This window comes from Nocardiopsis sp. LDBS0036, from assembly GCF_041228755.1.
In the GTDB taxonomy this organism is placed as follows: Bacteria; Actinomycetota; Actinomycetes; order Streptosporangiales; family Streptosporangiaceae; genus Nocardiopsis; species Nocardiopsis dassonvillei.
On sequence record NZ_CP141103.1, the window covers coordinates 4,960,567 to 4,984,926 of the forward strand.

A 24,360-nucleotide genomic window follows, 5' to 3' on the forward strand; every position below is an offset into this window, starting at 1 on the left:
GCCGGGCGCCGAGGGCGCTCGGACACTGACTCGCACGCGGGCCCGACAGGACCGCGTGTCCGCAGAGAAAGAGAGATCGCACCATGGCGAAGCTCAGCAACGAGGACCTGCTTGCCGCGTTCGAGGAGATGACCCTTCTCGAGCTGGCCGACTTCGTGAAGCTCTTCGAGGACAAGTTCGACGTCACCGCCGCCGCTCCGGCCGCCGTGGCCGTCGCCGCTCCCGGCCAGGGTGGCGGCGCCGCCGCCGAGGCCGAGGAGAAGGACGAGTTCGACGTCATCCTCGAGGGCGCTGGCGACAAGAAGATCCAGGTCATCAAGGAGGTCCGCGGCCTCACGAGCCTGGGCCTCAAGGAGGCCAAGGACCTGGTCGACAACGCTCCCAAGCCGCTGCTGGAGGGCGTCAACAAGGAGACGGCCGAGAAGGCCAAGGCCGCTCTCGAGGGCGCTGGCGCCTCCGTCACCCTCAAGTAGTCCCACGCGGGCCGCTGAGCGCCCGCTGGCCTGCTTCCGGCGGCCGTCCCTCCTTCCGGGGAGGGGCGGCCGCCTTCGTGCGTCCTGGAACCCCTCACCGCCTCCGGGCGGTCCTCCCGCGCCCCTCCGGCCCGCGCTCCTCCGCGCTCCGGCCCGAGACCGCGGCGCCCCCGCGGCCTTCCTTTCCCCGCGCCCCGGGCCCGGGCCGCGGCGCCTCCGACGGCGCGTTGACCTGGGGCGGGCCCGGAGTCCTTTCCCCGCGCACCGCCGTGTCCGTCACCGCTCGTCCCGTCCCCTGTGCGAAGCTGAGGGGGATCCGGCAGGTCCCGGAACCGGGGGTGCGTGTGCGAACTGTCCCCCGGACGCGCTAATCTCCCGTCCCGGGAAACCCGCTGAGGCCCGGAGGACGTGTTTACCCGCCTGAGGCGGGGGAATCCTTCGGATGTCGTTGGCTCCCGACCCCCGGGCCAGGGCAGGCGCACCAGTCCACCGACGAGGTCGCCCGACCGTTCCGGGCAGCCGGAATCCGGGCTCCTCCGCCGGGAGCGGGCTTGACGGATCGCCCTCCAGGGGTGATCCTGCCGGTGTCGTGAGTGGCGCTGTGGACCGTGAGTGGACAGCGGTGTGGTGTTCGGCTACACTGCTCTTTTGCGCTGCCCTTTGGTGATCCCTGTGCCGGTGAAGGCTGCCGCCACTCCATTTTTCCGGACATTCCGGTGGCCCGCTCCCGCTCGATGTGACCGTCTCAACCGCGTTGCGGCGGTCCCTCTCGTGACGGATCGTCTGGCGTGCGCGCTTCAACCGCCACAAGCCTTCGGAAGGACCCCTGTTGGCAGCCTCGCGCAACGCCTCCGCTAACGCCCTTGGTCCGCACCGCGTTTCCTTCGCCCGTATCCAGGAACCACTGGAGGTCCCGAACCTCCTCGCCCTTCAGACCGAGTCGTTCGACTGGCTGCTGGGCAACGACAGGTGGAAGACCCGGGTTGAGACGGCCCGAAACGCTGGCCGCAAGGACGTTCCGGAGCAGTCCGGTCTCGAAGAGATCTTCGAGGAGATCAGCCCGATCGAGGACTTCTCGGGCACGATGTCCCTGTCGTTCCGCGACCACCGGTTCGAGCCGCCCAAGTACTCAGAGGATGAGTGCAAGGACAGGGACATGACCTACTCCGCCCCGATGTTCGTCACGGCGGAGTTCATCAACAACGACACCGGTGAGATCAAGAGCCAGACGGTGTTCATGGGCGACTTCCCGCTCATGACCGAGACCGGCACCTTCATCATCAACGGCACCGAGCGCGTCGTCGTGTCCCAGCTGGTGCGCTCCCCGGGCGTGTACTTCGACAAGTCCGTCGACAAGACCTCGGACAAGGACCTCTACGGCTGCAAGGTCATCCCGTCCCGCGGCGCCTGGCTGGAGTTCGAGGTCGACAAGCGCGACTTCGTCGGCGTCCGCATCGACCGCAAGCGCAAGCAGGGCGTCACCGTCCTGCTCAAGGCGCTGGGCTGGACCACCGACCAGATCCTGGAGCGCTTCGGCCAGTACGAGTCCATCCGCAACACGCTGGAGAAGGACCCCACCGCGGGCACCGACGACGCGCTGCTGGACATCTACCGCAAGCTGCGCCCCGGCGAGCCGCCCACGAAGGAGTCGGCCCAGGCGCTGCTGGAGAACCTGTACTTCAACCCCAAGCGCTACGACCTGGCCAAGGTCGGCCGTTACAAGATCAACAAGAAGCTCGGCCTGGACACCGACTACCGGCAGGGCACCCTCACCGAAGAGGACATCGTCGCCACGATCGACTACCTCGTCCGCCTGCACGCGGGTGAGACCGAGAAGGAGACCGTCAACGGTCCCCGGCCGATCGAGACCGACGACATCGACCACTTCGGCAACCGCCGCCTGCGCACCGTCGGCGAGCTCATCCAGAACCAGGTCCGCCTGGGCCTGGCCCGCATGGAGCGCGTCGTCCGCGAGCGGATGACCACCCAGGACGTCGAGGCGATCACGCCGCAGACCCTGATCAACATCCGTCCGGTCGTGGCCTCCATCAAGGAGTTCTTCGGCACCTCGCAGCTGTCGCAGTTCATGGGCCAGACCAACCCGCTGGAGGGCCTGACGCACAAGCGCCGCCTCTCCGCGCTGGGCCCGGGCGGCCTGTCCCGCGAGCGCGCGGGCTTCGAGGTCCGCGACGTGCACCCCTCGCACTACGGCCGCATGTGCCCGATCGAGACGCCCGAGGGACCGAACATCGGTCTGATCGGCTCGCTCGCCGCCTACGGCCGGGTCAACTCCTTCGGCTTCGTGGAGACCCCGTACCGCCGCATCATCGACGGCAAGGTCTCCGACCAGGTCGACTACCTGACCGCGGACGAGGAGGACCTCCACGTCATCGCGCAGGCCAACACGCCGATGAACCCCGACGGCTCCTTCGCCGAGGCCGGTGTGCTCGTGCGCCGCAAGGGCGGTGAGTTCGAGCAGGTCAGCACGGACGAGGTCGACTACATGGACGTGTCGCCGCGCCAGATGGTGTCGGTCGCCACCGCCATGATCCCGTTCCTGGAGCACGACGACGCCAACCGCGCCCTCATGGGCTCGAACATGCAGCGCCAGGCCGTGCCGCTGCTCATGGCCGAGTCGCCGTTCGTCGGCACCGGCATGGAGTACCGCGCCGCCACCGACGCCGGTGAGGTCGTCCTGGCGCAGAAGGCCGGTGTCGTCGAGGACGTCACCGCCGACTACGTCACCGTCATGGCCGACGACGGCACGCGCAAGACGTACCGCATGGGCAAGTTCCAGCGCTCCAACCAGGGCACCTGCTTCAACCAGCGGCCGATCGTGGCCGAGGGCCAGCGGGTCGAGGAGCGCCAGGTCCTCGCGGACGGCCCCTCCACCGACCAGGGTGAGATGTCGCTGGGCAAGAACCTGCTCGTGGCGTACATGTCCTGGGAGGGCCACAACTACGAGGACGCGATCATCCTCTCCCAGCGCCTGGTGCAGGACGACGTCCTGTCCTCGATCCACATCGAGGAGCACGAGGTCGACGCCCGCGACACCAAGCTGGGCCCGGAGGAGATCACCCGCGAGATCCCCAACGTCAGCGAGGAGGTCCTGGCCGACCTCGACGACCGGGGCATCATCCGCATCGGCGCCGAGGTCGTGGACGGCGACATCCTCGTCGGCAAGGTCACGCCCAAGGGCGAGACCGAGCTGACCCCGGAGGAGCGCCTGCTGCGCGCGATCTTCGGAGAGAAGGCGCGCGAGGTCCGCGACACCTCGCTCAAGGTGCCGCACGGCGAGACCGGCAAGGTCATCGGCGTCCGCGTGTTCAGCCGCGAGGACGGCGACGAGCTCGCCCCCGGCGTCAACGAGATGGTCCGCGTCTACGTGGCCCAGAAGCGCAAGATCACCGACGGTGACAAGCTCGCGGGCCGCCACGGCAACAAGGGCGTCATCTCCAAGATCCTGCCCCAGGAGGACATGCCCTTCCTGGAGGACGGGACGCCGGTCGACATCATCCTCAACCCGCTGGGCGTGCCCGGCCGTATGAACGTCGGCCAGGTCCTGGAGGTCCACCTGGGCTGGTTGGCCAAGAACGGCTGGCTGGTCGAGGGGGTCGAGGAGGAGTGGCAGAAGTCGCTGGAGGCCATCGGCGCCACCGACGTGCCGCCGGACTCCCGCGTGGCCACGCCGGTCTTCGACGGCCTGCGCGGCGACGAGCTCAGCGGCCTGATCAAGTCGGTGCGCCCCAACGCGGACGGCAACCGCCTGATCAACGAGGACGGCAAGGCGCGTCTGTTCGACGGCCGCACCGGCGAGCCCTTCGCCGAGCCGATCTCCGTCGGCTACAAGTACATCCTCAAGCTCCACCACCTCGTGGACGACAAGATCCACGCGCGCTCCACCGGCCCGTACTCCATGATCACCCAGCAGCCGCTGGGCGGTAAGGCGCAGTTCGGCGGTCAGCGCTTCGGTGAGATGGAGGTGTGGGCGCTGGAGGCCTACGGCGCCGCCTACGCCCTCCAGGAGCTGCTCACCATCAAGTCCGACGACGTGGTGGGACGGGTCAAGGTCTACGAGGCCATCGTCAAGGGCGAGAACATCCCCGAGCCGGGCATCCCTGAGTCCTTCAAGGTGCTCATCAAGGAGATGCAGTCGCTCTGTCTGAACGTGGAGGTGCTGTCCAGTGACGGTATGTCCATCGAGATGCGGGACAGCGACGAGGACGTCTTCCGCGCGGCGGAAGAACTGGGAATCGACCTGGGTCGGCGGGAGCCGAGCAGTGTCGAAGAGGTCTAACTTCCGCATTCTTCGAGAGCAGGGGACGAATTAAGTGCTCGACGTCAACTTCTTCGACGAGCTGCGCATCGGCCTGGCCACGGCCGACGACATCCGCCAGTGGTCGCACGGCGAGGTCAAGAAGCCCGAGACCATCAACTACCGCACCCTCAAGCCCGAGAAGGACGGACTCTTCTGCGAGAAGATCTTCGGTCCGACCCGCGACTGGGAGTGCTACTGCGGCAAGTACAAGCGCGTCCGCTTCAAGGGCATCATCTGTGAGCGCTGCGGCGTCGAGGTGACCCGTGCCAAGGTGCGCCGTGAGCGGATGGGCCACATCGAGCTGGCCGCTCCCGTCACGCACATCTGGTACTTCAAGGGCGTGCCCTCCCGCCTGGGCTACCTGCTGGACCTGGCGCCGAAGGATCTCGAGAAGATCATCTACTTCGCCGCCTACATGGTCACGTGGGTGGACACCGAGGCCCGTGAGCGCGACCTCCAGTCCCTGGAGGCGCGGATCTCGGTCGAGAAGCAGCACCTGGAGCAGCGCCGCGACTCCACCGTCGAGGACCGCCACCGCAAGCTGGAGGCCGACCTCGCCGAGCTGGAGGAGCAGGGGGCCAAGGGCGACGCCCGCCGCAAGGTGCGTGAGGGCGCCGAGCGCGAGATGCGCCAGCTGCGCGACCGCGCCCAGCGTGAGATCGACCGCCTCGACGAGGTCTGGAACCGGTTCAAGAACCTCAAGGTCCAGGACCTCGAGGGCGACGAGATGCTCTACCGCGAGATGCGGGACCGCTTCGGCAAGTACTTCCGCGGCGGCATGGGCGCCCAGGCCATCCAGGACCGTCTGGCCAACTTCGAGCTGGACGTGGAGGCCGAGAGGCTCCGGGAGATCATCCGCACCGGCAAGGGCCAGAAGAAGGCCCGCGCCCTGAAGCGGCTCAAGGTCGTCTCGGCGTTCCTCAACACCACCAACAGCCCCATGGGCATGGTGCTGGACTGCATCCCGGTCATCCCGCCGGACCTGCGTCCGATGGTGCAGCTGGACGGTGGCCGCTTCGCGACCTCCGACCTCAACGACCTGTACCGCCGTGTCATCAACCGCAACAACCGCCTCAAGCGGCTGCTCGACCTCGGCGCGCCCGAGATCATCGTCAACAACGAGAAGCGGATGCTCCAGGAGGCCGTCGACGCGCTGTTCGACAACGGCCGCCGGGGCCGCCCGGTCACCGGTCCGGGCAACCGTCCGCTCAAGTCGCTGTCCGACATGCTCAAGGGCAAGCAGGGCCGCTTCCGCCAGAACCTGCTGGGCAAGCGCGTCGACTACTCCGGCCGTTCGGTCATCGTCGTCGGCCCGCAGCTCAAGCTGCACCAGTGCGGCCTGCCCAAGCAGATGGCGCTGGAGCTGTTCAAGCCCTTCGTGATGAAGCGCCTGGTGGACCTGAACCACGCGCAGAACATCAAGAGCGCCAAGCGCATGGTCGAGCGGTCCCGCCCGGTTGTGTGGGACGTCCTCGAAGAGGTCATCACCGAGCACCCGGTCCTGCTCAACCGCGCCCCGACGCTGCACCGCCTGGGCATCCAGGCCTTCGAGCCGCAGCTGGTCGAGGGCAAGGCCATCCAGATCCACCCGCTCGTGTGCACGGCGTTCAACGCCGACTTCGACGGCGACCAGATGGCCGTGCACCTGCCGCTGTCCGCCGAGGCCCAGGCCGAGGCGCGGCTGCTGATGCTGGCCACCAACAACATCCTCAAGCCGTCCGACGGCAAGCCCGTGACCATGCCCACCCAGGACATGATCATCGGCCTGTTCTACCTGACGACGGAGAAGCTCGGAGCCAAGGGCGAGGGGCGCTCGTTCCTCTCCCCGGCCGAGGGCATCATGGCCTACGACCTGGGGGACCTCGACCTCCAGGCGAGGATCAAGCTCCGGATCGCCGACGGCGCCCCGGCGCCGAAGGACTGGACGCCGCCGGAGGGCTGGACGCCGGGGGAGCCGTACACCCTGGAGACCACCCTGGGCCGGTACCTGTTCAACGAGACCACCCCGGTCGACTACCCGTACGTCAACTTCCAGGTGGGCAAGAAGCAGGTCTCGACGCTGGTCAACGACCTCGCCGAGAACTACCCCAAGGTCCAGGTCGCCACGACGCTGGACGCCCTCAAGGACGCCGGTTACCACTGGGCCACCCGGTCCGGTCTGACCATCGGCATCGAGGACGTCGTCGCGCCGCCGCGCAAGACCGAGATCCTGGAGGGGTACGAGCGCAAGGCGGACAAGATCCAGCGCGAGTACGACCGCGGTCTCATCACCGACGACGAGCGCCGTCAGGAGCTCACCGAGGTGTGGACGCAGGCCACCACCGAGGTCGCCCAGGACATGGAGAGCAACTTCCCCGCCGACAACCCGGTGTGGATGATGGTCCAGTCCGGTGCCCGAGGCAACCCGATGCAGGTGCGCCAGATCGCCGGTATCCGCGGCCTGGTCTCCAACACCAAGGGTGAGACGATCCCGCGTCCGATCAAGTCCTCCTACCGCGAGGGCCTGTCCGTGCTGGAGTACTTCATCTCCACGCACGGCCAGCGCAAGGGCCTGGCCGACACCGCCCTGCGTACCGCCGACTCGGGTTACCTGACCCGTCGTCTGGTGGACGTGGCGCAGGACGTCATCGTCCGCGAGATCGACTGCGGCACGGAGCGCTCGCTCTGGCACGAGATCGGCGAGAAGAACGCCGCCGGCGTCGTCGTGCGCAAGCACAACGTCGAGAACACCGGTTTCGGCCGGACCATCGCCGAGGACGCGGTGGACGCGGAGGGCAACATCGTCCTCCCCGCCCTGAGCGACACCTCCGAGCAGAACATCGACAAGCTCATCGAGGCCGGGATCACCCGCGTCCGCGTGCGCTCGTCGCTGGTCTGCGAGGCCAAGATCGGCGTCTGCACCACCTGCTACGGCCGCTCCATGGCGACCGGCAAGCCGGTGGACGTCGGTGAGGCGATCGGTATCATCGCGGCCCAGTCCATCGGTGAGCCCGGCACCCAGCTGACCATGCGTACCTTCCACATGGGTGGTTCGGCCGGTCAGGACATCACCCACGGTCTGCCCCGTGTCCAGGAGCTCTTCGAGGCCCGCATCCCCAAGGGTGTGGCCCCGATCTCCGAGATGGAGGGCCGGATCCGGATCGACGACACCGAGAAGAGCCGCAAGATCGTCGTCATCCCCGACGACGGCACGGACGAGATCGCCTACCCGGTCCCGATGCGCGCCCAGCTGCTCGTCACCGACGGCGACCACGTCAAGGTCGGCCAGCAGCTGATCCAGGGTGCGATCAACCCGCACGAGGTCCTGCGCATCCAGGGCCCGCGCGCGGTGCAGCAGCACCTGGTGTCCGAGGTCCAGGAGGTGTACAAGTCGCAGGGTGTGTCCATCCACGACAAGCACATCGAGATCATCGTCCGCCAGATGCTCAAGCGGGTGAACATCCTGGAGTCGGGCGACACCGAGCTGCTGCCCGGTGAGATGGTCGAGCGGCCGAAGTTCGAGCGGATCAACCGCCGCGTCGTGTCCGAGGGCGGTCAGCCCGCGGCCGGGCGTCCGGTGCTGCTGGGTATCACCAAGGCCTCGCTGGCCACGGAGTCCTGGCTGTCCGCGGCCTCCTTCCAGGAGACCACCCGGGTGCTCACCGAGAACGCGATCCACGGCAAGAGCGACCCGCTCCTCGGCCTCAAGGAGAACGTCATCATCGGTAAGCTCATCCCGGCCGGTACCGGCATTCCGCAGTACCGCAACATCCGGGTGGAGCCGACCGAGGAGGCCAAGGCCTCGATGTACTCGGTCTCCGGGTACGAGGAGCCGAGCGAGTACACCTTCGGACAGGGTTCGGGCGAGGCCGTTCCGCTGGAGGAGTACGACTTCGGACCGTACAACCGGTAGAAGCGGTTTGCTTGACTGACGGCGGCGGTATGCCACCCCTCGCGGGGGGTGGTACCGCCGCCGTTCCGCGCACAGGGTCCGCTGACGCGGACGGAAGACGGCGCTACTGCGCTGGCGGGAGAGGCACAGGTGACTGACAACGGGGGCGAACGGCGGGACTCCGACGCGGAGGACTCGTGGTTCAAGCCGAGCGAGAACCGCTACCGCACACAGTCGGACTACCAGGACCCGCTCGAATCCGAGGGGACCGCTGACACGGTCTTCCCGGACAGCGGGGGGTACGCGGGGCTGAGTTCGTCCCGTCCGGCCATGGTGGAGCCCTATCCGGAGGCGCTGGGCGGACCGCCGCCCCCCGTCTCCCACGGGATCTCCTACCCGGGCGCCGGGTCCGCGGCCTACCAGCCGCTGACCAGGATTCCGGGGGAGGCCGAGGAGCCCTCCCTGCCGAGCGTCGCGGCCAGCGCCCAGGTCCCGCTCCCGTCGGAGCGGGGCACCGACCGGCCCGAGGCCTGGTCCGACGGTCCCCGGACCCAGGAGATCCCCGCGCTGGACGACCGGGACGCCCCGGACACCGGACAGCCCCGGGACGAGCACTCCTCCGCACCCGGCTCCTCCACGGCCGCCGAACAGCCGTGGGGTTCCGGCGCACCGCTGGACGACGACCGGAACGCGCCCTCCTGGGAGGCGCCGTCCGACACCGTCGGCGGCGCGCGCGGCTCCGCGGCCCGGGACGCCGACGCGCCCGCCCGCGGCGATGACCGCGGTGCGTCGGCGCTGTGGCCCGACCCTCCCGCGACCGCGGGTTCGGCGCAGGGCGGTCCGGCCGACGGGCCCCGGTCCTGGGACACCCCGGCCTCCGGTGCGTCCGGACAGCCGTGGGACGACGCTTCCGCCTCCGGTGCGTCCGGTGGCCAGCCCTGGGAGGACGCTCCGGTCGCCGATCGGCGCGATCCGCTCGACGACGGCCTCGGCACGGCCTCGTGGGACGCCCCGGCCTCCGCTGCGGCGGGCGCCGCCGCCCGGCCGTGGGAGGACGACACTCGCTCTTCCCCTTCCTGGGACGCCGACGCGCCCGCCCGCGGGGATGACCGCGGTGCGTCGGCCCCGTGGTCGGACTCCCCCGGAACCGGTGGTTCCCTGGAGGGCGGTCCGGCCGGCGGATCCCGGCCCTGGGACGCTCCGTCCCCCTCCGCGCCGGGGCAGCCCTGGGAGGACGCCCCGGCCCGCGGTCGGGACACCGCCGACGACGGTCTGGGTCCCGCGTCGTGGGAGGCCCCCTCCTCCGGTGTGTCCGGTGGCCAGCCCTGGGAGGACGCTCCGGTCGCCGATCGGCGCGATCCGCTCGACGACGGCCTCGGCACGGCCTCGTGGGACGCCCCGGCCCCCGGCGCCCGGTCGTGGGAGGACGGGACCCGTTCGCCCTCCTCCCGGGACGTCGGCGCTCCCGGCGGCGGCGACCGGGACCCCGCTCCCTGGCCGGAGGCCTCCGGCAGCGGCGGCCCGGCGGAGGGCACCCGGCCCTGGGACCCCGGCTCCGCCGGTGACCGCGGCACCTGGAACGCCGACCGGGGCGCCCAGCCCTGGGACGACGCCCCCGCGGGCGGTACGCGCGACCCGCTCGACGACGGTCTGGGTCCCGCGTCCTGGGAGGCCCCGGCCTCCGGTGCGTCCGGCCGGCCGTGGGACGACAGCGCCCCGGGCCGCGGCCGTGACGCGGCCGACGACGGCCTGGCCCCCGCGTCGTGGGAGACGAGGCCCTCCTCCTCGACCGACCGGCCCTGGGGCCCCGACCCCGCCGGCGACCGCGGTCCGTGGACCGCCGACCGGGGCGGTCAGCCCTGGGAGGACGGCACACGCGCCTCCTCCGGCTGGGACGACGACGCTCCCGTCCGCGACCGCGGCCCGGCCTCATGGACCGACGTGCCCGGCCCCGACGGCAGCTCCTGGGACGACGACGCCCCGGCGGACCGGTCCTGGGACGACCGCGCCCCCCGGCACGGTGCCGACGAGCGCGGTGCCGACGCCTGGGACGACCGCCCCTACGACGACGACCCCCTTGGGGGAGACCGCGCACGCGGCCGCTCCTGGGACGACGACGAACTCGGCGGCGACTTCCGGGGCGCCGACAGCACCCCCGCGGGCGCCGACGCCCCCGACGCCTGGGCGCCCTCCGGCCGCACCGACGACCGGCCCGGCGCGGACTCCGGCGGCTCGTGGGGCGACGGGTACGGCGACGAGCTCTCGCCCTCCGGGCTGGGTACGGGCAGCGGCAACACCTGGGCGTTCGACCGCAACGACCCCCGGCTGCCGGACGTGGTCCGCGAGGCGGAGCAGCGCCGCAGGGAGTCCTCCTCCGGACGGGCCGAGACCGTCGACTGGGGAGGGCCCGACACCGGTGAGCTCTCCGCGGCGGTCCCCGGCGCGGACGACCCCCTGGGCGCGATCGCCGACATGCAGTCGCGCGCCCGGTCCAGGGACCAGGACCTGCCGGACGACCCCGGCGGGGCCACCCAGATGTTCGACGCCCGCGCCCTGGCCGGGGAGGGGGACTGGGAGGACGACGACGAGTTCCGGCGCGACGTCCCCCCGCGCGGTGACGACGGGGCGGACTACGGCCACTACGACGACGACCCCGAAGGGCCGGAGTACGCCCACGACGGGGACGCGGAGCGGCCGGAGCCGGAGTACGCCTACGACGACGACCCCGAGCCCCGCGGTGACGAGCGCGACGACCGCGACGACCCCGAGTACGAGGACGGGTTCACCCCGGCCGACTACGGGATGCCCGCCGCCCCGGCGGGCCGCAGCAAGCGCCGCAAGGACCCGATCGCCGACGAGTTCCCCGGCTTCGGCGACCGCCCCCTGGGCGGCGAGGCCGGTGACGCCTACCCCGGCTACGACAGCATCGACTTCCTCGCCGACACCGAGCGGGGAGCGACGCTCACCCTGTGGCTGGGCGTGGCCTCGCTGCTGCCCGGCGTGGGTCTGGTCACGGCCGTCCTGGCCCTCCTGGTCACCGGGCCCAGGGCCAAGAGGGCGATCCGCGAGTCCCGCGGGCAGCTCGACGGCCTCGGTCTGATCACGACCGGAACGGTCTTCGCCGTCGTCGGCATCCTGGTGACGGTGATCTCCGTCGCCCTCTGGCTGGTCCTGTAGCGCGGCGGCCGCCTCTCGGGGACAATCGTCCCCGGGAGGCGGCCTTCAGCCTTCGTCCGCGCTCTCTGCGAAGCGGGGCCGAGCAGCCCCGGGACCGCGTAGACTGGTGGTGACCCACGGCTGAGCGAGGATCCGTCCCGACGGTTCCCGCCATGTCGCACATCGTTTTGACCGTCCTGACGGCAAGCGGTAGCCTGTGTGATTGTGCCCGTGAGTCGACGGGTCGCACATGTGTGTGCGGCGCCCGGTTCCGCAGACGAGGACCTACGGTGCGCGGCGCATGTGAACCCCCTCCCATGATTCGGCCTTTCGGCCGGGTGTGATCTCGTTTTCGCCATGCGCGGGAACGAACGCGACACGCCCGACATCGGGGGTCGGGGAGGTTCGGGAAATCCAGCAGGTCAATAGCGATATCGGCTACGAGAACCGGCGTAGGTCACGAGGAAGACGGAGACGCGGTGCCCACCATCCAGCAGCTGGTCCGCAAGGGCCGACAGGACAAGGTCGCAAAGAACAAGACCCCGGCGCTGAAGGGGAGTCCGCAGCGTCGTGGTGTGTGCACTCGTGTCTACACCACCACGCCCAAGAAGCCGAACTCCGCTCTGCGCAAGGTCGCCCGAGTCAAGCTGAGCAGCCAGATCGAGGTCACGGCCTACATCCCCGGCATCGGCCACAACCTGCAGGAGCACAGCATCGTGCTCGTGCGCGGTGGCCGTGTGAAGGACCTGCCGGGTGTCCGTTACCGCATCGTGCGCGGCTCGCTCGACACGCAGGGTGTCCGTAACCGCAAGCAGGCGCGTAGCCGTTACGGCGCCAAGAAGGAGAAGTAAGCATGCCGCGCAAGGGCCCGGCGCCGAAGCGCCAGCTCATCACCGACCCGGTCTACGGCTCGCCGCTCGTCACCGCACTGATCAACAAGGTGCTGCTCGACGGCAAGCGCTCCATCGCCCAGAGCGTCGTCTACGACGCCCTGGAGGGTGCTCGCGAGAAGACCGGCCAGGACCCTCTCGTCGTCCTGAAGCGGGGTCTGGACAACGTCAAGCCCGCGCTCGAGGTCCGCAGCCGCCGCGTCGGCGGCGCGACCTACCAGGTGCCGGTCGAGGTTCGCGCCTCCCGGTCCACCACGCTGGCCCTGCGCTGGCTGGTCTCCTACGCGCGCCAGCGCCGTGAGAAGACCATGACCGAGCGTCTGATGAACGAGCTGGTCGACGCCAGCAACGGTCTCGGCGCGGCTGTCAAGAAGCGTGAGGACACGCACAAGATGGCCGAGTCGAACAAGGCCTTCGCGCACTACCGCTGGTAATTCCGGCGGGTTCGAAACAGACCGAGGGACGACGAGCCTCATGGCTGCTAAGACTGTTCTTGACCTGGCCAAGGTCCGCAACATCGGGATCATGGCCCACATTGACGCGGGCAAGACCACCACCACCGAGCGCATCCTGTTCTACACGGGTGTCAAGCACAAGCTCGGCGAGACGCACGACGGCGCCTCGACAATGGACTGGATGAAGGAAGAGCAGGAACGGGGTATCACCATTACCTCGGCTGCCATCACCACCCATTGGAACGACAACACGATCAACATCATCGACACGCCCGGCCACGTCGACTTCACGGTCGAGGTCGAGCGGTCGCTGCGTGTGCTCGACGGTGCGGTCGCGGTGTTCGACGCCAAGGAGGGCGTCGAGCCCCAGTCGGAGCAGGTCTGGCGTCAGGCCGACCGCTACGGCGTCCCGCGTATCTGCTTCGTCAACAAGATGGACAAGATCGGCGCCGAGTTCCAGCGCTGCGTGGACATGTTCCGCGAGCGTCTGGGCGCCAACGCCATGCCGATCCAGCTGCCCATCGGCGCTGAGAGCGACTTCAAGGGTGTCATCGACCTCGTGCTGATGAAGGCCTACGTCTGGAACGACGAGGCCGCGCTCGGCGAGATGTACGACACGACCGAGATCCCCGAGAGCCACGCCGACGCCGCCCGCGAGGCCCGCGACCAGTTCATCGAGACGCTGGCCGAGGCCGACGACGAGATCATGGAGATGTACCTGGAGGGCCAGGAGCCCACCGTGGAGCAGCTCATCCCCGCGATCCGCCGCGCGACCATCGCCGGTACGGCCGTCCCGGTCGTGTGCGGCACCGCGTTCAAGAACAAGGGCGTGCAGCCCCTGCTCGACGCGGTCACCGCCTACCTCCCCTCGCCCCTGGACGTCGAGGCCATCGAGGGCCACGACCCCAAGGACGAGAGCGAGGAGACCAAGCTCGTCCGCAAGCCGAGCAACGACGAGCCGCTGTCGGCCCTGGTCTTCAAGATCGCGAGCGACCCGCACCTGGGCAAGCTCTCCTACGTGCGCGTCTACTCCGGCGTTCTCCAGACGGGCACCCAGGTGCTCAACAGCCTCAAGGGCCGCAAGGAGCGCATCGGCAAGATCTACCGCATGCACTCCAACAAGCGCGAGGAGATCGCCGAGGTCGGCGCCGGCGACATCGTCGCCGTCATGGGCCTGAAGGACACCACGACCGGTGAGACCCTGTGCGACCAGGCGAACCCGATCGTGCTGGAGTCCATGACCTTCCCGGCTCCGGTCATCGAGGTGGCCATCGAGCCCAAGACCAAGAGCGACCAGGAGAAGCTGGGCATCGCGATCCAGCGCCTCGCGGACGAGGACCCCTCGTTCCAGGTCGCCACGGACGACCAGACCGGTCAGACCGTGATCTCGGGCATGGGCGAGCTGCACCTCGAGGTGCTCGTCAACCGCATGCGCGACGAGTTCAAGGTCGAGGCGAACATCGGCAAGCCGCAGGTGGCCTACCGCGAGACCATTCGCAAGAAGGTCGAGGGGCACACCTACACCCACAAGAAGCAGACCGGTGGGTCGGGCCAGTTCGCCAAGGTCAAGATCGACATCGAGCCCCTGGAGACCGAGAGCGGCGACGCCTCGGGCTACGAGTTCGTCAACGCCGTCACCGGTGGCCGCATCCCGAGGGAGTACATCCCCTCGGTCGACGCCGGCTGCCAGGAGGCCGCCGAGCTGGGCGTGCTCGCGCACTACCCGCTCGTCGGCGTCAAGGTGACGCTCCAGGACGGCCAGTACCACGAGGTCGACTCCTCCGAGATGGCCTTCAAGACCGCCGGTTCGATCGCCTTCAAGGAGGCGGTCAAGCTGGCCAAGCCGACTCTCCTGGAGCCGGTCATGGCTGTCGAGGTCACCACCCCCGAGGAGTACATGGGTGACGTGATCGGCGACCTGAACTCCCGCCGTGGACAGATCCAGTCCATGGACGAGCGTTCCGGCGTCCGTATCGTCAAGGCCCAGGTGCCCCTCTCCGAAATGTTCGGCTACGTGGGTGACCTGCGCAGCCGCACGCAGGGTCGAGCCAACTACTCGATGGTGTTCGACTCCTACGCGGAGGTTCCGTCCGCTGTCGCCCAAGAAATTGTGGCGAAGGTCCGCGGCGAATAGTCGCGAACACGTAACCAGCCCGCTCCCCGTCCACGCGGGGAGCGAGCACCAGACAGCTCTGTACGTCTAGGAGACATCCAGTGGCGAAAGCAAAGTTCGAGCGGACTAAGCCGCACGTCAACATCGGCACCATCGGTCACATCGACCACGGCAAGACCACGCTGACCGCGGCCATCACCAAGGTGCTGCACGACGCGTACCCGGACCTGAACCCGTTCACGCCGTTCGAGGACATCGACAACGCTCCTGAGGAGCGCGAGCGCGGTATCACCATCTCCGTCGCCCACGTCGAGTACCAGACCGAGGCGCGTCACTACGCCCACGTGGACTGCCCCGGTCACGCCGACTACGTGAAGAACATGATCACCGGTGCGGCGCAGATGGACGGCGCCATCCTGGTCGTGGCCGCCACCGACGGCCCGATGCCGCAGACCAAGGAGCACGTGCTCCTGGCCCGCCAGGTCGGCGTGCCCTACATCGTGGTGGCCCTGAACAAGGCCGACATGGTGGACGACGAGGAGATCTTCGAGCTCGTCGAGCTCGAGGTCCGCGAGCTCCTCAGCGAGTACGAGTTCCCCGGCGACGACGTCCCCGTCACCAAGGTCTCCGCGCTCAAGGCGCTGGAGGGCGACGAGGAGTGGGGCAAGGCCGTCCTGGAGCTCATGGGCACCGTGGACCAGTTCATCCCCGAGCCCGAGCGTGACACCGAGAAGCCCTTCCTCATGCCGATCGAGGACGTCTTCTCGATCACCGGTCGCGGCACCGTCGTCACCGGTCGCATCGAGCGCGGCATCGTCAACGTCAACGAGACCGTCGACATCGTCGGTATCAAGGACGAGAAGCAGACCACCACGGTCACCGGTGTCGAGATGTTCCGCAAGCTGCTCGACCAGGGCCAGGCCGGCGACAACGTCGGTCTGCTCCTGCGCGGCATCAAGCGCGAGGACGTCGAGCGCGGCCAGGTCGTCATCAAGCCCGGCACGACCACCCCGCACACCGAGTTCGAGGCCCAGGTCGTCATCCTGTCCAAGGACGAGGGTGGCCGCCACACGCCGTTCTTCAACAACTACCGCCCGCAGTTCTACTTCCGCACCACGGACGTCACCGGCGTCGTGACGCTGCCGGAGGGCACCGAGATGGTCATGCCCGGTGACAACACCGAGATGACCGTCCAGCTCATCCAGCCCGTCGCGATGGAGGACGGCCTGAAGTTCGCCATCCGCGAGGGTGGCCGGACCGTGGGCGCGGGTCGCGTCACGAAGATCCTCAAGTAGTACCCGTGCGGGGGCGGCCCCTTCGGAGCCGTCCCCGCCGTGGTGGGCGGGCCGTGGGTCCACGGCCCGCCCACCAGCACACAAGACGTCATCGGGCTCTGTGACGGTGACGCACCGCAGGGGCAAGCCCTGTTGCGGTTTCTCAAGGGAATAGGGGCTCACGGCTACAACGGCGGATCCGCCGGGCCTGGGCGTCTGTGACCGGGAACAGCTCACCGTTACGGACACTGAAGCGAAGGACGAACAGGCCACATGGCGGGACAGAAGATCCGCATTCGGCTAAAGGCCTATGACCACGAGGTCATCGACAGCTCGGCTCGCAAGATCGTCGAGACTGTGACGCGAACTGGCGCACAGGTCGCGGGCCCGGTGCCGCTGCCGACGGAGAAGAACGTTTACTGCGTCATCCGATCGCCGCACAAGTACAAGGACTCGCGCGAGCACTTCGAGATGCGCACGCACAAGCGGCTGATCGACATCATCGACCCCACGCCGAAGACGGTCGACTCGCTCATGCGACTCGACCTCCCGGCGGGCGTTGACATCGAGATCAAGCTTTAAGGACGCACAGACATGGCCACCAAGCAGATCAAGGGAGTTCTGGGCGAAAAGCTCGGCATGACCCAGGTCTTCGACGACGCGGGCAAGATGGTGCCCGTGACGGTTCTGAAGGCCGGTCCGTGCGTCGTGAGCCGCATCCGGACTCCGGACACCGATGGCTACTCCGCCATCCAGCTCGGCTACGGGCAGATCAACCCGCGCAAGGTCAACAAGCCGCTCGGCGACTACCTGCGCGCGCACGACCTGACCCCGCGCCGCCACTACGTCGAGGTCCGCACGACCGACGCCACCGAGTACACGCTCGGCCAGGAGGTCACCGCGGACAGCTTCGAGACCGGCCAGAAGGTCGACGTCACGGGCAAGAGCAAGGGCAAGGGCTTCGCGGGTGTGATGAAGCGCCACGGTTTCCGCGGCCTCTCCGCCTCGCACGGTACCCAGCGCAAGCACCGCTCGCCCGGCTCCATCGGCGGCTGCGCCACGCCCGGCCGCGTGTTCAAGGGCATGCGGATGGCCGGTCGCATGGGCAACGTGCGCAAGACCGTCCAGAACCTGACCGTTCACTCCGTCGACGCGGAGAAGGGACTCATCCTGGTCAAGGGTGCCGTCCCCGGTCCCAACGGCGGTCTGGTGCTCGTCCGCACCGCTGTGAAGGGGGACAAGTAAGCCATGGCCCAGATCGAGGTCAAGAACCCCGAGGGCGGCACCAAGGGCAGCGTCGAGCTGCCGGACACCGTCTTCGCCCAGCAGGTCAGCATCCCGCTGATCCACCAGGTCGTGAACGCCCAGCTCGCCGCTGGCCGTCAGGGCACGCACGCCACCAAGACCCGCGGCGACGTCCGCGGCGGTGGCAAGAAGCCCTACCGCCAGAAGGGCACGGGCCGGGCCCGCCAGGGTTCCATCCGCGCCCCGCAGTACACCGGCGGCGGCACGGTCCACGGACCCCAGCCGCGCGACTACAGCCAGCGCACCCCCAAGAAGATGAAGGCCGCCGCCCTGCGCGGAGCCCTCTCGGACCGGGCGCGCCACGGCCGCATCCACGTCGTCAGCCAGTTCGTGGCCGAGGACCTGGAGAGCAAGTTCACGCAGACCGCTCTGAAGGCGCTGCGCCAGGTCACCGAGTCCGACAAGGTCCTGGTGGTGCTGGCCCGCGACGACGAGCACAACCGGCGCGCCCTGCGCAACGTCGAAGAGGTGCACATCCTCGACGCGGACCAGGTGAACACCTACGACGTCCTGTACTCGGACGACGTGGTCTTCACCGAGGCGGGCTACGCCGAGTTCCTGGCCCACGCGGCCGGTGCCTCCAAGGCCGCGCAGTCCGAGGAGGACGACCAGTGAGGATCGCCGACCACCGGGACATCATCGTCGAGCCGGTGATCTCCGAGAAGAGCTACGGGCTCATGGACGAGAACAAGTACACGTTCATCGTCCGCCCGGACGCCAACAAGACCCAGATCAAGATCGCGATCGAGAAGATCTTCGAGGTGAAGGTCACGAGCGTGAACACGATCAACCGCAAGGGCAAGCGCAAGCGCACCCGCTTCGGTTACGGGAAGCGTCCCGACACCAAGCGCGCGATCGTCAGCGTCGCCGAGGGCGACCGGATCGACATCTTCGGTGTCTGACCTCTCCCGGGTCTGACCGCTACACACCAAGCAACACGTAAAGGAATGCGCGAAGAAGATGGGCATTCGTAAGTACAAGCCGACGACACCGGGTCGTCGCGGCTCCAGCGTGAGCGACTTCGTCGAGATCACGCGCTCGGAGCCCGAGAAGTCCCTGGTGCGTCCGCTCCACTCCAAGGGCGGTCGCAACGGCCACGGCCGCATCACCGCCCGCCACCAGGGCGGTGGCCACAAGCGCGCCTACCGCGTGATCGACTTCCGTCGTCACGACAAGGACGGCGTGCCGGCCAAGGTCGCCCACATCGAGTACGACCCGAACCGCACCGCGCGCATCGCGCTGCTCCACTACGTGGACGGTGAGAAGCGCTACATCCTGGCTCCGGCCGGCCTCAAGCAGGGCGACCGGGTCGAGAACGGTCCGCAGTCCGACATCAAGCCCGGCAACTGCCTCCCGCTGCGCAACATCCCCACGGGTACGTTCGTGCACGCGGTCGAGCTGAAGCCGGGCGGCGGCGCCAAGCTGGGCCGCTCCGCGGGCTCGCAGATCCAGCTCCTGGCCAAGGAGGGCAAGTACGCCACGCTGCGTATGCCCTCCGGTGAGATGCGCATGGTGGAGATCACCTGCCGCGCCACCGTCGGCCAGGTGGGCAACGCCGAGCAGTCCAACATCAACTGGGGCAAGGCCGGCCGCTCCCGCTGGAAGGGCAAGCGCCCGACCGTCCGCGGTGTCGTGATGAACCCGGTCGACCACCCCCACGGTGGTGGTGAGGGCAAGACCTCCGGTGGCCGCCACCCGGTCAGCCCCTGGGGTAAGAAGGAAGGCCGGACCCGGGCCAAGAACAAGGCCAGCGACAAGCTCATCGTGCGGCGTCGGCGTAGCGGTAAGAAGAAGCGGTAAGGAGCACGTCTGATGCCACGTAGCCTTAAGAAGGGTCCCTTCGTCGACGACCACCTCATCAAGAAGGTGGAGTCGCAGAACGAGAAGGGGACCAAGAACGTCATCAAGACGTGGTCCCGGCGGTCCATGATCGTTCCGGAGATGATCGGTCACACGATCGCCGTCCACGACGGCCGCAAGCACGTCCCCGTGTTCGTGTCCGAGTCGATGGTCGGCCACAAGCTCGGTGAGTTCGCTCCCACGCGTACTTTCCGCAGCCACGTCAAGGAAGACCGCCGTAGCCGCCGTTAGCGGTTGCAGCAGCAGAAAGAACCATTTCTCCACGGTGAGTGGAGATGAATTTCCGTGAGCGAGGGAAAAGCGATGGGAACGAGGGCACAGGCACGGTTCGTCCGTGTTACGCCCCGAAAGGCCCGCCGGGTGGTGGACCTTATTCGCGGGTTGCCCGCTGACGAGGCACAGGCGGTGCTCCGGTTCGCGCCCCAGTCGGCGAGCGAGCCTGTTGGCAAGGTGCTGGCTAGCGCCATCGCCAACGCCGAGCACAACGACAAGCTGGACCGCGGGACGCTGGTGGTCGAACGCGCGTGGGTGGACGAGGGTCCGACCCTGAAGCGCATTCGTCCGCGAGGCTTCGGCCGCGCCTTCCGGGTGACCAAGCGCACGAGCCACATCACCGTGGTCGTCGCTGAGCGCTCGGGCGCCTCGTCCAAGACGAAGGAAAGGACCCGATAGTGGGGCAGAAGGTAAACCCGCACGGGTTCCGCCTCGGAGTCACCACCGACTTCAAGAGCCGTTGGTACGCCGACAAGTCCTACAAGGACTACGTCAAGGAAGACGTCGCGATCCGTCGGATGCTGACCCGCGGCATGGAGCGCGCGGGCATCTCCAAGGTGGAGATCGAGCGCACCCGTGACCGCGTCCGCGTCGACGTCTACACCGCCCGGCCGGGCATCGTCATCGGCCGCCGCGGCGTCGAGGCCGACCGCATCCGGACCGACCTGGAGAAGCTGACCGGCAAGCAGGTGCAGCTGAACGTCTTCGAGGTCAAGAACCCCGAGATCGACGCGCAGCTCGTCGCCCAGGGCGTCGCCGAGCAGCTGAGCAGCCGCGTGGCCTTCCGCCGCGCGATGCGCAAGGCCATGCAGACCGCGATGAAGAGCGGTGCCAAGGGCATCCGCATCCAGTGCGGTGGCCGTCTGGGCGGGGCCGAGATGTCGCGCTCGGAGTTCTACCGCGAGGGCCGTGTGCCCCTGCACACCCTGCGCGCCGACATCGACTACGGCTTCTTCGAGGCCCGTACGACCTTCGGCCGCATCGGTGTGAAGGTCTGGATCTACAAGGGTGACGCGCCCGCCACCCGCGCCGAGCGTGAGGCGGCCCAGGCCGCGCAGCGCTCCGCCGGTGGCGGCGGTGGCGGTGGCGGCGGTCAGCGCCGCGAGCGCCCCCAGCGTCGTCGTCGCGGCGGTGCCGGTGGCGGCCAGCCGCAGAACGCCGAGGCCAAGGCCCCGGCCGAGTCCGCGAAGTCCGAGGGGAGCTGACCAGTGCTTATTCCTCGTAAGGTCAAGTACCGCAAGCAGCACCACCCGGATCTGCGCGGCAAGGCCAAGGGCGGCACGACGGTCACTTTCGGTGAGTTCGGCATCCAGGCCCTGGAGTCGGCCTACGTGACGAACCGTCAGATCGAGTCCGCTCGTATCGCCATGACGCGTCACATCAAGCGTGGCGGCAAGGTGTGGATCAACATCTTCCCGGACCGCCCGCTGACCAAGAAGCCCGCCGAGGTCCGCATGGGTTCCGGTAAGGGTTCCCCGGAGTGGTGGGTCGCGCCGGTCAAGCCCGGTCGCGTGATGTTCGAGCTGTCGGGCGTGCCCGAGGCCATCGCCAAGGAGGCGATGCGCCGTGCGATGCACAAGCTCCCGATGAAGTGCAAGTTCGTTACGCGGGAGGGGGAGTGATGGCCAAGTCCGTGACTGCCCATGAGCTCCGTGACCAGTCCGTCGAGGACCTGGTCGCCAAGCTCAAGGAAGCCAAGGAAGAGCTGTTCAACCTCCGCTTCCAGGCCGCCACCGGCCAGCTCGACAACCACAGCCGACTGCGTACCGTCAAGCGCGAGATCGCCCGGATCTACACGATCCTGCGTGAGCACGAGCTGGGTATCGCCCCGCTGTCTGGTGAGTCGGCGCAGGAGAAGGAAGCAGCCGAATGAGTGAGAACCAGACCGCGACCCGCAACTACCGCAAGGTGCGCGAGGGCTACGTCGTCAGCGACAAGATGGACAAGACCGTCGTTGTCGAGGTCGAGGACCGCATCACGCACGCCAGGTACGGCAAGGTCATCCGTCGCACGTCCAAGTACAAGGCGCACGACGAGGCGAACTCCTGTGGCGTGGGCGACCTGGTCCGACTGATGGAGACCAGGCCGCTCTCCGCGACCAAGCGCTGGCGCGTCGTGGAGATCCTGGAGAAGGCTAAGTAACCCCAGCCTGTCGGCGGCCGGCACCCGTGCCGGCCGCCGATCCCGGGGGTGAGACCACCTAGCCGTGCGGCAGTGGACCGCACGCATCACATCAGGAGCAGACGTGATTCAGCAGGAGTCGCGACTCAAGGTCGCCGACAACACGGGTGCCAAGGAGATCCTCACCATCCGTGTTCTCGGTGGCTCGGGTCGGCGCTACGCCGGGATCGGCGACACGATCGTCGCCACGGTGAAGGACGCCCTGCCTGGCGCTGGAGTCAAGAAGGGCGACGTCGTCAAGGCCGTTGTCGTGCGCACCGTCAAGGAGCGCCGCCGGCCCGACGGCTCCTACATCCGCTTCGATGAGAACGCTGCCGTGCTCATCAAGGACGGTGGGGACCCGCGAGGCACCCGCATCTTCGGCCCGGTCGGCCGCGAGCTGCGTGACAAGAAGTACATGCGCATCATTTCGCTGGCGCCGGAGGTGCTCTAAGCGATGAAGATCAAATCTGGCGACGAGGTCATCGTTCTCGCCGGCAAGAACCGGGGTGCCACCGGCAAGGTCGTCAAGGCCCTGCCGAAGGAAGACCGTGTCGTTGTCGAGGGCGTCAACCTGGTCAAGAAGCACAGGAAGGCCAACCCGGCGGGCGGCCAGCAGGGCGAGGTCGTCACCAAGGAGGCCCCGATCCACGTGAGCAACGTCGCGCTCGTGGAGGACGGCAAGGCCACCCGGGTCGGCTACCGCTTCGAGGAAGACGGAACCAAGGTTCGCGTCTCCCGCCGCACCGGTAAGGACATCTGATGACGGTTACCAACGACATCACCGCCCCTCCGATGCCGCGGCTCAAGGAGAAGTACCGTAACGAGATCGTTGCCGCCCTCAAGGAGGAGCACGGCATCGGCAACATCATGCAGGTCCCCGGTCTGACGAAGATCGTGGTCAACATGGGTGTTGGCGAGGCGGCTCGTGACGCGAAGCTGATCCAGGGCGCGATCGCCGACCTGTCGGCGATCACCGGCCAGAAGCCGCGGATCAACCGGGCCAAGAACTCCATCGCGCAGTTCAAGCTGCGCGAGGGCCAGCCGATCGGCGCCAGCGTCACGCTGCGCGGCGACCGGATGTGGGAGTTCCTCGACCGGCTGCTCTCCCTGGCCCTGCCCCGTATCCGGGACTTCCGTGGCCTGTCCCCGAAGCAGTTCGACGGGAACGGCAACTACACCTTCGGGCTGACCGAGCAGGTCATGTTCCACGAGGTGGACCCGGACAAGGTCGACCGGCAGCGTGGGATGGACATCACGGTCGTCACCACCGCCACGAGCGACGAACAGGGCCGCAGCCTGCTCAAGCGGCTCGGTTTCCCGTTCAAGGAAGCCTGAGGGGTAAGCACACATGGCCAAGAAGTCCCTGATCGCGAAGTCGCAGCGGAAGCCGAAGTTCGGCGTTCGCGCGTATACTCGATGCTCGCGGTGCGGCCGCCCGCGCGCCGTCTTCCGGAAGTTCGGCCTGTGCCGTATCTGCTTCCGTGAGATGGCCCACCGGGGCGAGCTGCCCGGTATCACCAAGTCGAGCTGGTAGTTTCCGGCGGGGCCGACCGTTCGCCCACCCCTGGGCGCACGGAGTCGGCCCCCCGAAGCGCCATCCTCGGCGCGTACAGCGTCCGTGACCGCACGATGCGGCACGGTCCGGCAACATCCAACCACCAGGGCACGGCAGTCCCGAAGGGGACCGCGGTGCCCACGACCACGCCGTAGGTCCGTTTGTGCACCTTCGCGGGAGTACCCGCGCAAGGGCAGGCTCTGGGAAAGCCCGCACTCGGAAACCGCGGTGAGGAAGGGCCAGTCGGCCATGACGATGACCGACCCGATCGCAGACATGCTCACGCGTCTGCGCAACGCGAATTCGGCTTACCACGACACCGTGGCGATGCCGTATTCCAAGATCAAGGCGCACATCGCCGAGATCCTCCAGCAGGAGGGCTTCATTCAGGGCTGGCGGACCGAGGAGGCCCCCGTGGGCCAGAACCTCGTCCTGGACCTGAAGTACGGCCCCACCCGGGAGCGTTCCATCGCGGGCATCCGCCGGGTCTCCAAGCCCGGTCTGCGGGTGTACGCCAAGAAGGAGAACCTGCCGCGGGTGCTGGGTGGCCTCGGCGTGGCGATCATTTCGACGTCCGGCGGCCTGATGACCGAAAAGCAGGCCAAGAAGCGTGGCGTGGGCGGCGAAGTCCTCGCCTACGTCTGGTAACAGGGA

At 68.3% G+C, this 24,360-nt stretch carries 24 protein-coding genes; all 24 read left to right on the forward strand.

Annotated features, from left to right (window positions below; genetic code table 11):
* The first annotated feature begins 83 nt into the window (after positions 1 to 83).
* Positions 84 to 473: a 50S ribosomal protein L7/L12 gene (gene rplL / locus UIS43_RS21210; RefSeq protein WP_013156103.1), complete on the forward strand. Its 390-nt coding sequence runs from the start codon at positions 84 to 86 to the stop codon at positions 471 to 473.
* 829 nt (positions 474 to 1,302) lie between these two features.
* Positions 1,303 to 4,770 (forward strand): DNA-directed RNA polymerase subunit beta, encoded by a 3,468-nt coding sequence (gene rpoB, locus UIS43_RS21215; RefSeq protein ID WP_013156104.1) that lies wholly within the window; start codon positions 1,303 to 1,305, stop codon positions 4,768 to 4,770.
* A 34-nt stretch (positions 4,771 to 4,804) separates the two neighbouring features.
* Positions 4,805 to 8,683, forward strand: coding sequence for a DNA-directed RNA polymerase subunit beta' (locus UIS43_RS21220; protein WP_071621241.1), 3,879 nt, complete (start codon positions 4,805 to 4,807; stop codon positions 8,681 to 8,683).
* Positions 8,684 to 8,812: 129 nt separating this feature from the next.
* Positions 8,813 to 11,839, forward strand: coding sequence for a hypothetical protein (locus UIS43_RS21225; RefSeq protein WP_370011446.1), 3,027 nt, complete (start codon positions 8,813 to 8,815; stop codon positions 11,837 to 11,839).
* Positions 11,840 to 12,297: 458 nt separating this feature from the next.
* Positions 12,298 to 12,669 carry a 30S ribosomal protein S12 gene (gene rpsL, locus UIS43_RS21230; RefSeq protein WP_013156106.1) on the forward strand — a complete coding sequence of 124 codons (372 nt, stop codon included), beginning with the start codon at positions 12,298 to 12,300 and terminating at the stop codon, positions 12,667 to 12,669.
* A gap of 2 nt (positions 12,670 to 12,671) precedes the next feature.
* Entirely contained in the window at positions 12,672 to 13,142 is a 471-nt protein-coding gene (gene rpsG / locus UIS43_RS21235; protein WP_013156107.1) for a 30S ribosomal protein S7, read from the forward strand.
* A 40-nt stretch (positions 13,143 to 13,182) separates the two neighbouring features.
* The gene (gene fusA / locus UIS43_RS21240) at positions 13,183 to 15,297 is read left to right on the forward strand and encodes an elongation factor G (protein WP_013156108.1); all 2,115 of its coding nucleotides are present in this window, start codon (positions 13,183 to 13,185) and stop codon (positions 15,295 to 15,297) included.
* Positions 15,298 to 15,377: 80 nt separating this feature from the next.
* Positions 15,378 to 16,571 (forward strand): elongation factor Tu, encoded by a 1,194-nt coding sequence (gene tuf, locus UIS43_RS21245; RefSeq protein WP_013156109.1) that lies wholly within the window; start codon positions 15,378 to 15,380, stop codon positions 16,569 to 16,571.
* Between the two features lie 252 nt (positions 16,572 to 16,823).
* Positions 16,824 to 17,132: a 30S ribosomal protein S10 gene (gene rpsJ, locus UIS43_RS21250; RefSeq protein WP_013156110.1), complete on the forward strand. Its 309-nt coding sequence runs from the start codon at positions 16,824 to 16,826 to the stop codon at positions 17,130 to 17,132.
* A 12-nt stretch (positions 17,133 to 17,144) separates the two neighbouring features.
* The gene (gene rplC, locus UIS43_RS21255) at positions 17,145 to 17,795 is read left to right on the forward strand and encodes a 50S ribosomal protein L3 (RefSeq protein ID WP_013156111.1); all 651 of its coding nucleotides are present in this window, start codon (positions 17,145 to 17,147) and stop codon (positions 17,793 to 17,795) included.
* A 3-nt stretch (positions 17,796 to 17,798) separates the two neighbouring features.
* Positions 17,799 to 18,470, forward strand: coding sequence for a 50S ribosomal protein L4 (gene rplD, locus UIS43_RS21260; protein ID WP_013156112.1), 672 nt, complete (start codon positions 17,799 to 17,801; stop codon positions 18,468 to 18,470).
* Positions 18,467 to 18,757 carry a 50S ribosomal protein L23 gene (gene rplW / locus UIS43_RS21265; protein ID WP_013156113.1) on the forward strand — a complete coding sequence of 97 codons (291 nt, stop codon included), beginning with the start codon at positions 18,467 to 18,469 and terminating at the stop codon, positions 18,755 to 18,757. The genes rplD and rplW overlap by 4 nt, the downstream gene beginning before the upstream one ends.
* 58 nt (positions 18,758 to 18,815) lie before the next feature.
* Positions 18,816 to 19,655 (forward strand): 50S ribosomal protein L2, encoded by an 840-nt coding sequence (gene rplB, locus UIS43_RS21270; protein ID WP_013156114.1) that lies wholly within the window; start codon positions 18,816 to 18,818, stop codon positions 19,653 to 19,655.
* 12 nt (positions 19,656 to 19,667) lie between these two features.
* Positions 19,668 to 19,946, forward strand: coding sequence for a 30S ribosomal protein S19 (rpsS, locus tag UIS43_RS21275; protein WP_013156115.1), 279 nt, complete (start codon positions 19,668 to 19,670; stop codon positions 19,944 to 19,946).
* 72 nt (positions 19,947 to 20,018) lie between these two features.
* On the forward strand, positions 20,019 to 20,387 hold the full coding sequence (gene rplV, locus UIS43_RS21280; protein WP_013156116.1) for a 50S ribosomal protein L22: 369 nt from the start codon (positions 20,019 to 20,021) through the stop codon (positions 20,385 to 20,387).
* Entirely contained in the window at positions 20,387 to 21,193 is an 807-nt protein-coding gene (gene rpsC / locus UIS43_RS21285; protein ID WP_013156117.1) for a 30S ribosomal protein S3, read from the forward strand. Before rplV ends, rpsC begins: the two co-directional genes overlap by 1 nt.
* Positions 21,194 to 21,196: 3 nt before the next feature.
* Positions 21,197 to 21,610, forward strand: a complete 414-nt coding sequence (rplP, locus tag UIS43_RS21290) for a 50S ribosomal protein L16 (RefSeq protein WP_013156118.1) — start codon at positions 21,197 to 21,199, stop codon at positions 21,608 to 21,610.
* Positions 21,610 to 21,861 carry a 50S ribosomal protein L29 gene (gene rpmC, locus UIS43_RS21295; RefSeq protein WP_013156119.1) on the forward strand — a complete coding sequence of 84 codons (252 nt, stop codon included), beginning with the start codon at positions 21,610 to 21,612 and terminating at the stop codon, positions 21,859 to 21,861. The genes rplP and rpmC overlap by 1 nt, the downstream gene beginning before the upstream one ends.
* Positions 21,858 to 22,130: a 30S ribosomal protein S17 gene (gene rpsQ / locus UIS43_RS21300; protein WP_013156120.1), complete on the forward strand. Its 273-nt coding sequence runs from the start codon at positions 21,858 to 21,860 to the stop codon at positions 22,128 to 22,130. Before rpmC ends, rpsQ begins: the two co-directional genes overlap by 4 nt.
* Before the next feature lie 103 nt (positions 22,131 to 22,233).
* Positions 22,234 to 22,602, forward strand: a complete 369-nt coding sequence (gene rplN, locus UIS43_RS21305) for a 50S ribosomal protein L14 (protein ID WP_013156121.1) — start codon at positions 22,234 to 22,236, stop codon at positions 22,600 to 22,602.
* A gap of 3 nt (positions 22,603 to 22,605) precedes the next feature.
* Complete coding sequence (rplX, locus tag UIS43_RS21310; RefSeq protein WP_013156122.1) at positions 22,606 to 22,911, forward strand: 50S ribosomal protein L24; 306 nt, start codon at positions 22,606 to 22,608, stop codon at positions 22,909 to 22,911.
* Positions 22,911 to 23,486: a 50S ribosomal protein L5 gene (gene rplE / locus UIS43_RS21315; RefSeq protein ID WP_013156123.1), complete on the forward strand. Its 576-nt coding sequence runs from the start codon at positions 22,911 to 22,913 to the stop codon at positions 23,484 to 23,486. Before rplX ends, rplE begins: the two co-directional genes overlap by 1 nt.
* A gap of 13 nt (positions 23,487 to 23,499) precedes the next feature.
* Positions 23,500 to 23,685 carry a type Z 30S ribosomal protein S14 gene (locus UIS43_RS21320; RefSeq protein ID WP_013156124.1) on the forward strand — a complete coding sequence of 62 codons (186 nt, stop codon included), beginning with the start codon at positions 23,500 to 23,502 and terminating at the stop codon, positions 23,683 to 23,685.
* Between the two features lie 270 nt (positions 23,686 to 23,955).
* Entirely contained in the window at positions 23,956 to 24,354 is a 399-nt protein-coding gene (gene rpsH, locus UIS43_RS21325; protein ID WP_013156125.1) for a 30S ribosomal protein S8, read from the forward strand.
* The last annotated feature ends 6 nt before the right edge of the window (positions 24,355 to 24,360 follow it).

Coding starts and splice junctions, on each gene's coding strand:
- rplL (WP_013156103.1), top strand. CDS start 84: ATGGCGAAGCTCAGCAACGAGGACCTGCTTGCCGCGTTCGAGGAGATG.
- rpsG (WP_013156107.1), top strand. CDS start 12,672: ATGCCGCGCAAGGGCCCGGCGCCGAAGCGCCAGCTCATCACCGACCCG.
- fusA (WP_013156108.1), top strand. CDS start 13,183: ATGGCTGCTAAGACTGTTCTTGACCTGGCCAAGGTCCGCAACATCGGG.
- rpsJ (WP_013156110.1), top strand. CDS start 16,824: ATGGCGGGACAGAAGATCCGCATTCGGCTAAAGGCCTATGACCACGAG.
- rplC (WP_013156111.1), top strand. CDS start 17,145: ATGGCCACCAAGCAGATCAAGGGAGTTCTGGGCGAAAAGCTCGGCATG.
- rplD (WP_013156112.1), top strand. CDS start 17,799: ATGGCCCAGATCGAGGTCAAGAACCCCGAGGGCGGCACCAAGGGCAGC.
- rplB (WP_013156114.1), top strand. CDS start 18,816: ATGGGCATTCGTAAGTACAAGCCGACGACACCGGGTCGTCGCGGCTCC.
- rpsS (WP_013156115.1), top strand. CDS start 19,668: ATGCCACGTAGCCTTAAGAAGGGTCCCTTCGTCGACGACCACCTCATC.
- rplV (WP_013156116.1), top strand. CDS start 20,019: ATGGGAACGAGGGCACAGGCACGGTTCGTCCGTGTTACGCCCCGAAAG.
- rpmC (WP_013156119.1), top strand. CDS start 21,610: ATGGCCAAGTCCGTGACTGCCCATGAGCTCCGTGACCAGTCCGTCGAG.
- rpsQ (WP_013156120.1), top strand. CDS start 21,858: ATGAGTGAGAACCAGACCGCGACCCGCAACTACCGCAAGGTGCGCGAG.
- rplX (WP_013156122.1), top strand. CDS start 22,606: ATGAAGATCAAATCTGGCGACGAGGTCATCGTTCTCGCCGGCAAGAAC.
- rplE (WP_013156123.1), top strand. CDS start 22,911: ATGACGGTTACCAACGACATCACCGCCCCTCCGATGCCGCGGCTCAAG.
- UIS43_RS21320 (WP_013156124.1), top strand. CDS start 23,500: ATGGCCAAGAAGTCCCTGATCGCGAAGTCGCAGCGGAAGCCGAAGTTC.
- rpsH (WP_013156125.1), top strand. CDS start 23,956: ATGACGATGACCGACCCGATCGCAGACATGCTCACGCGTCTGCGCAAC.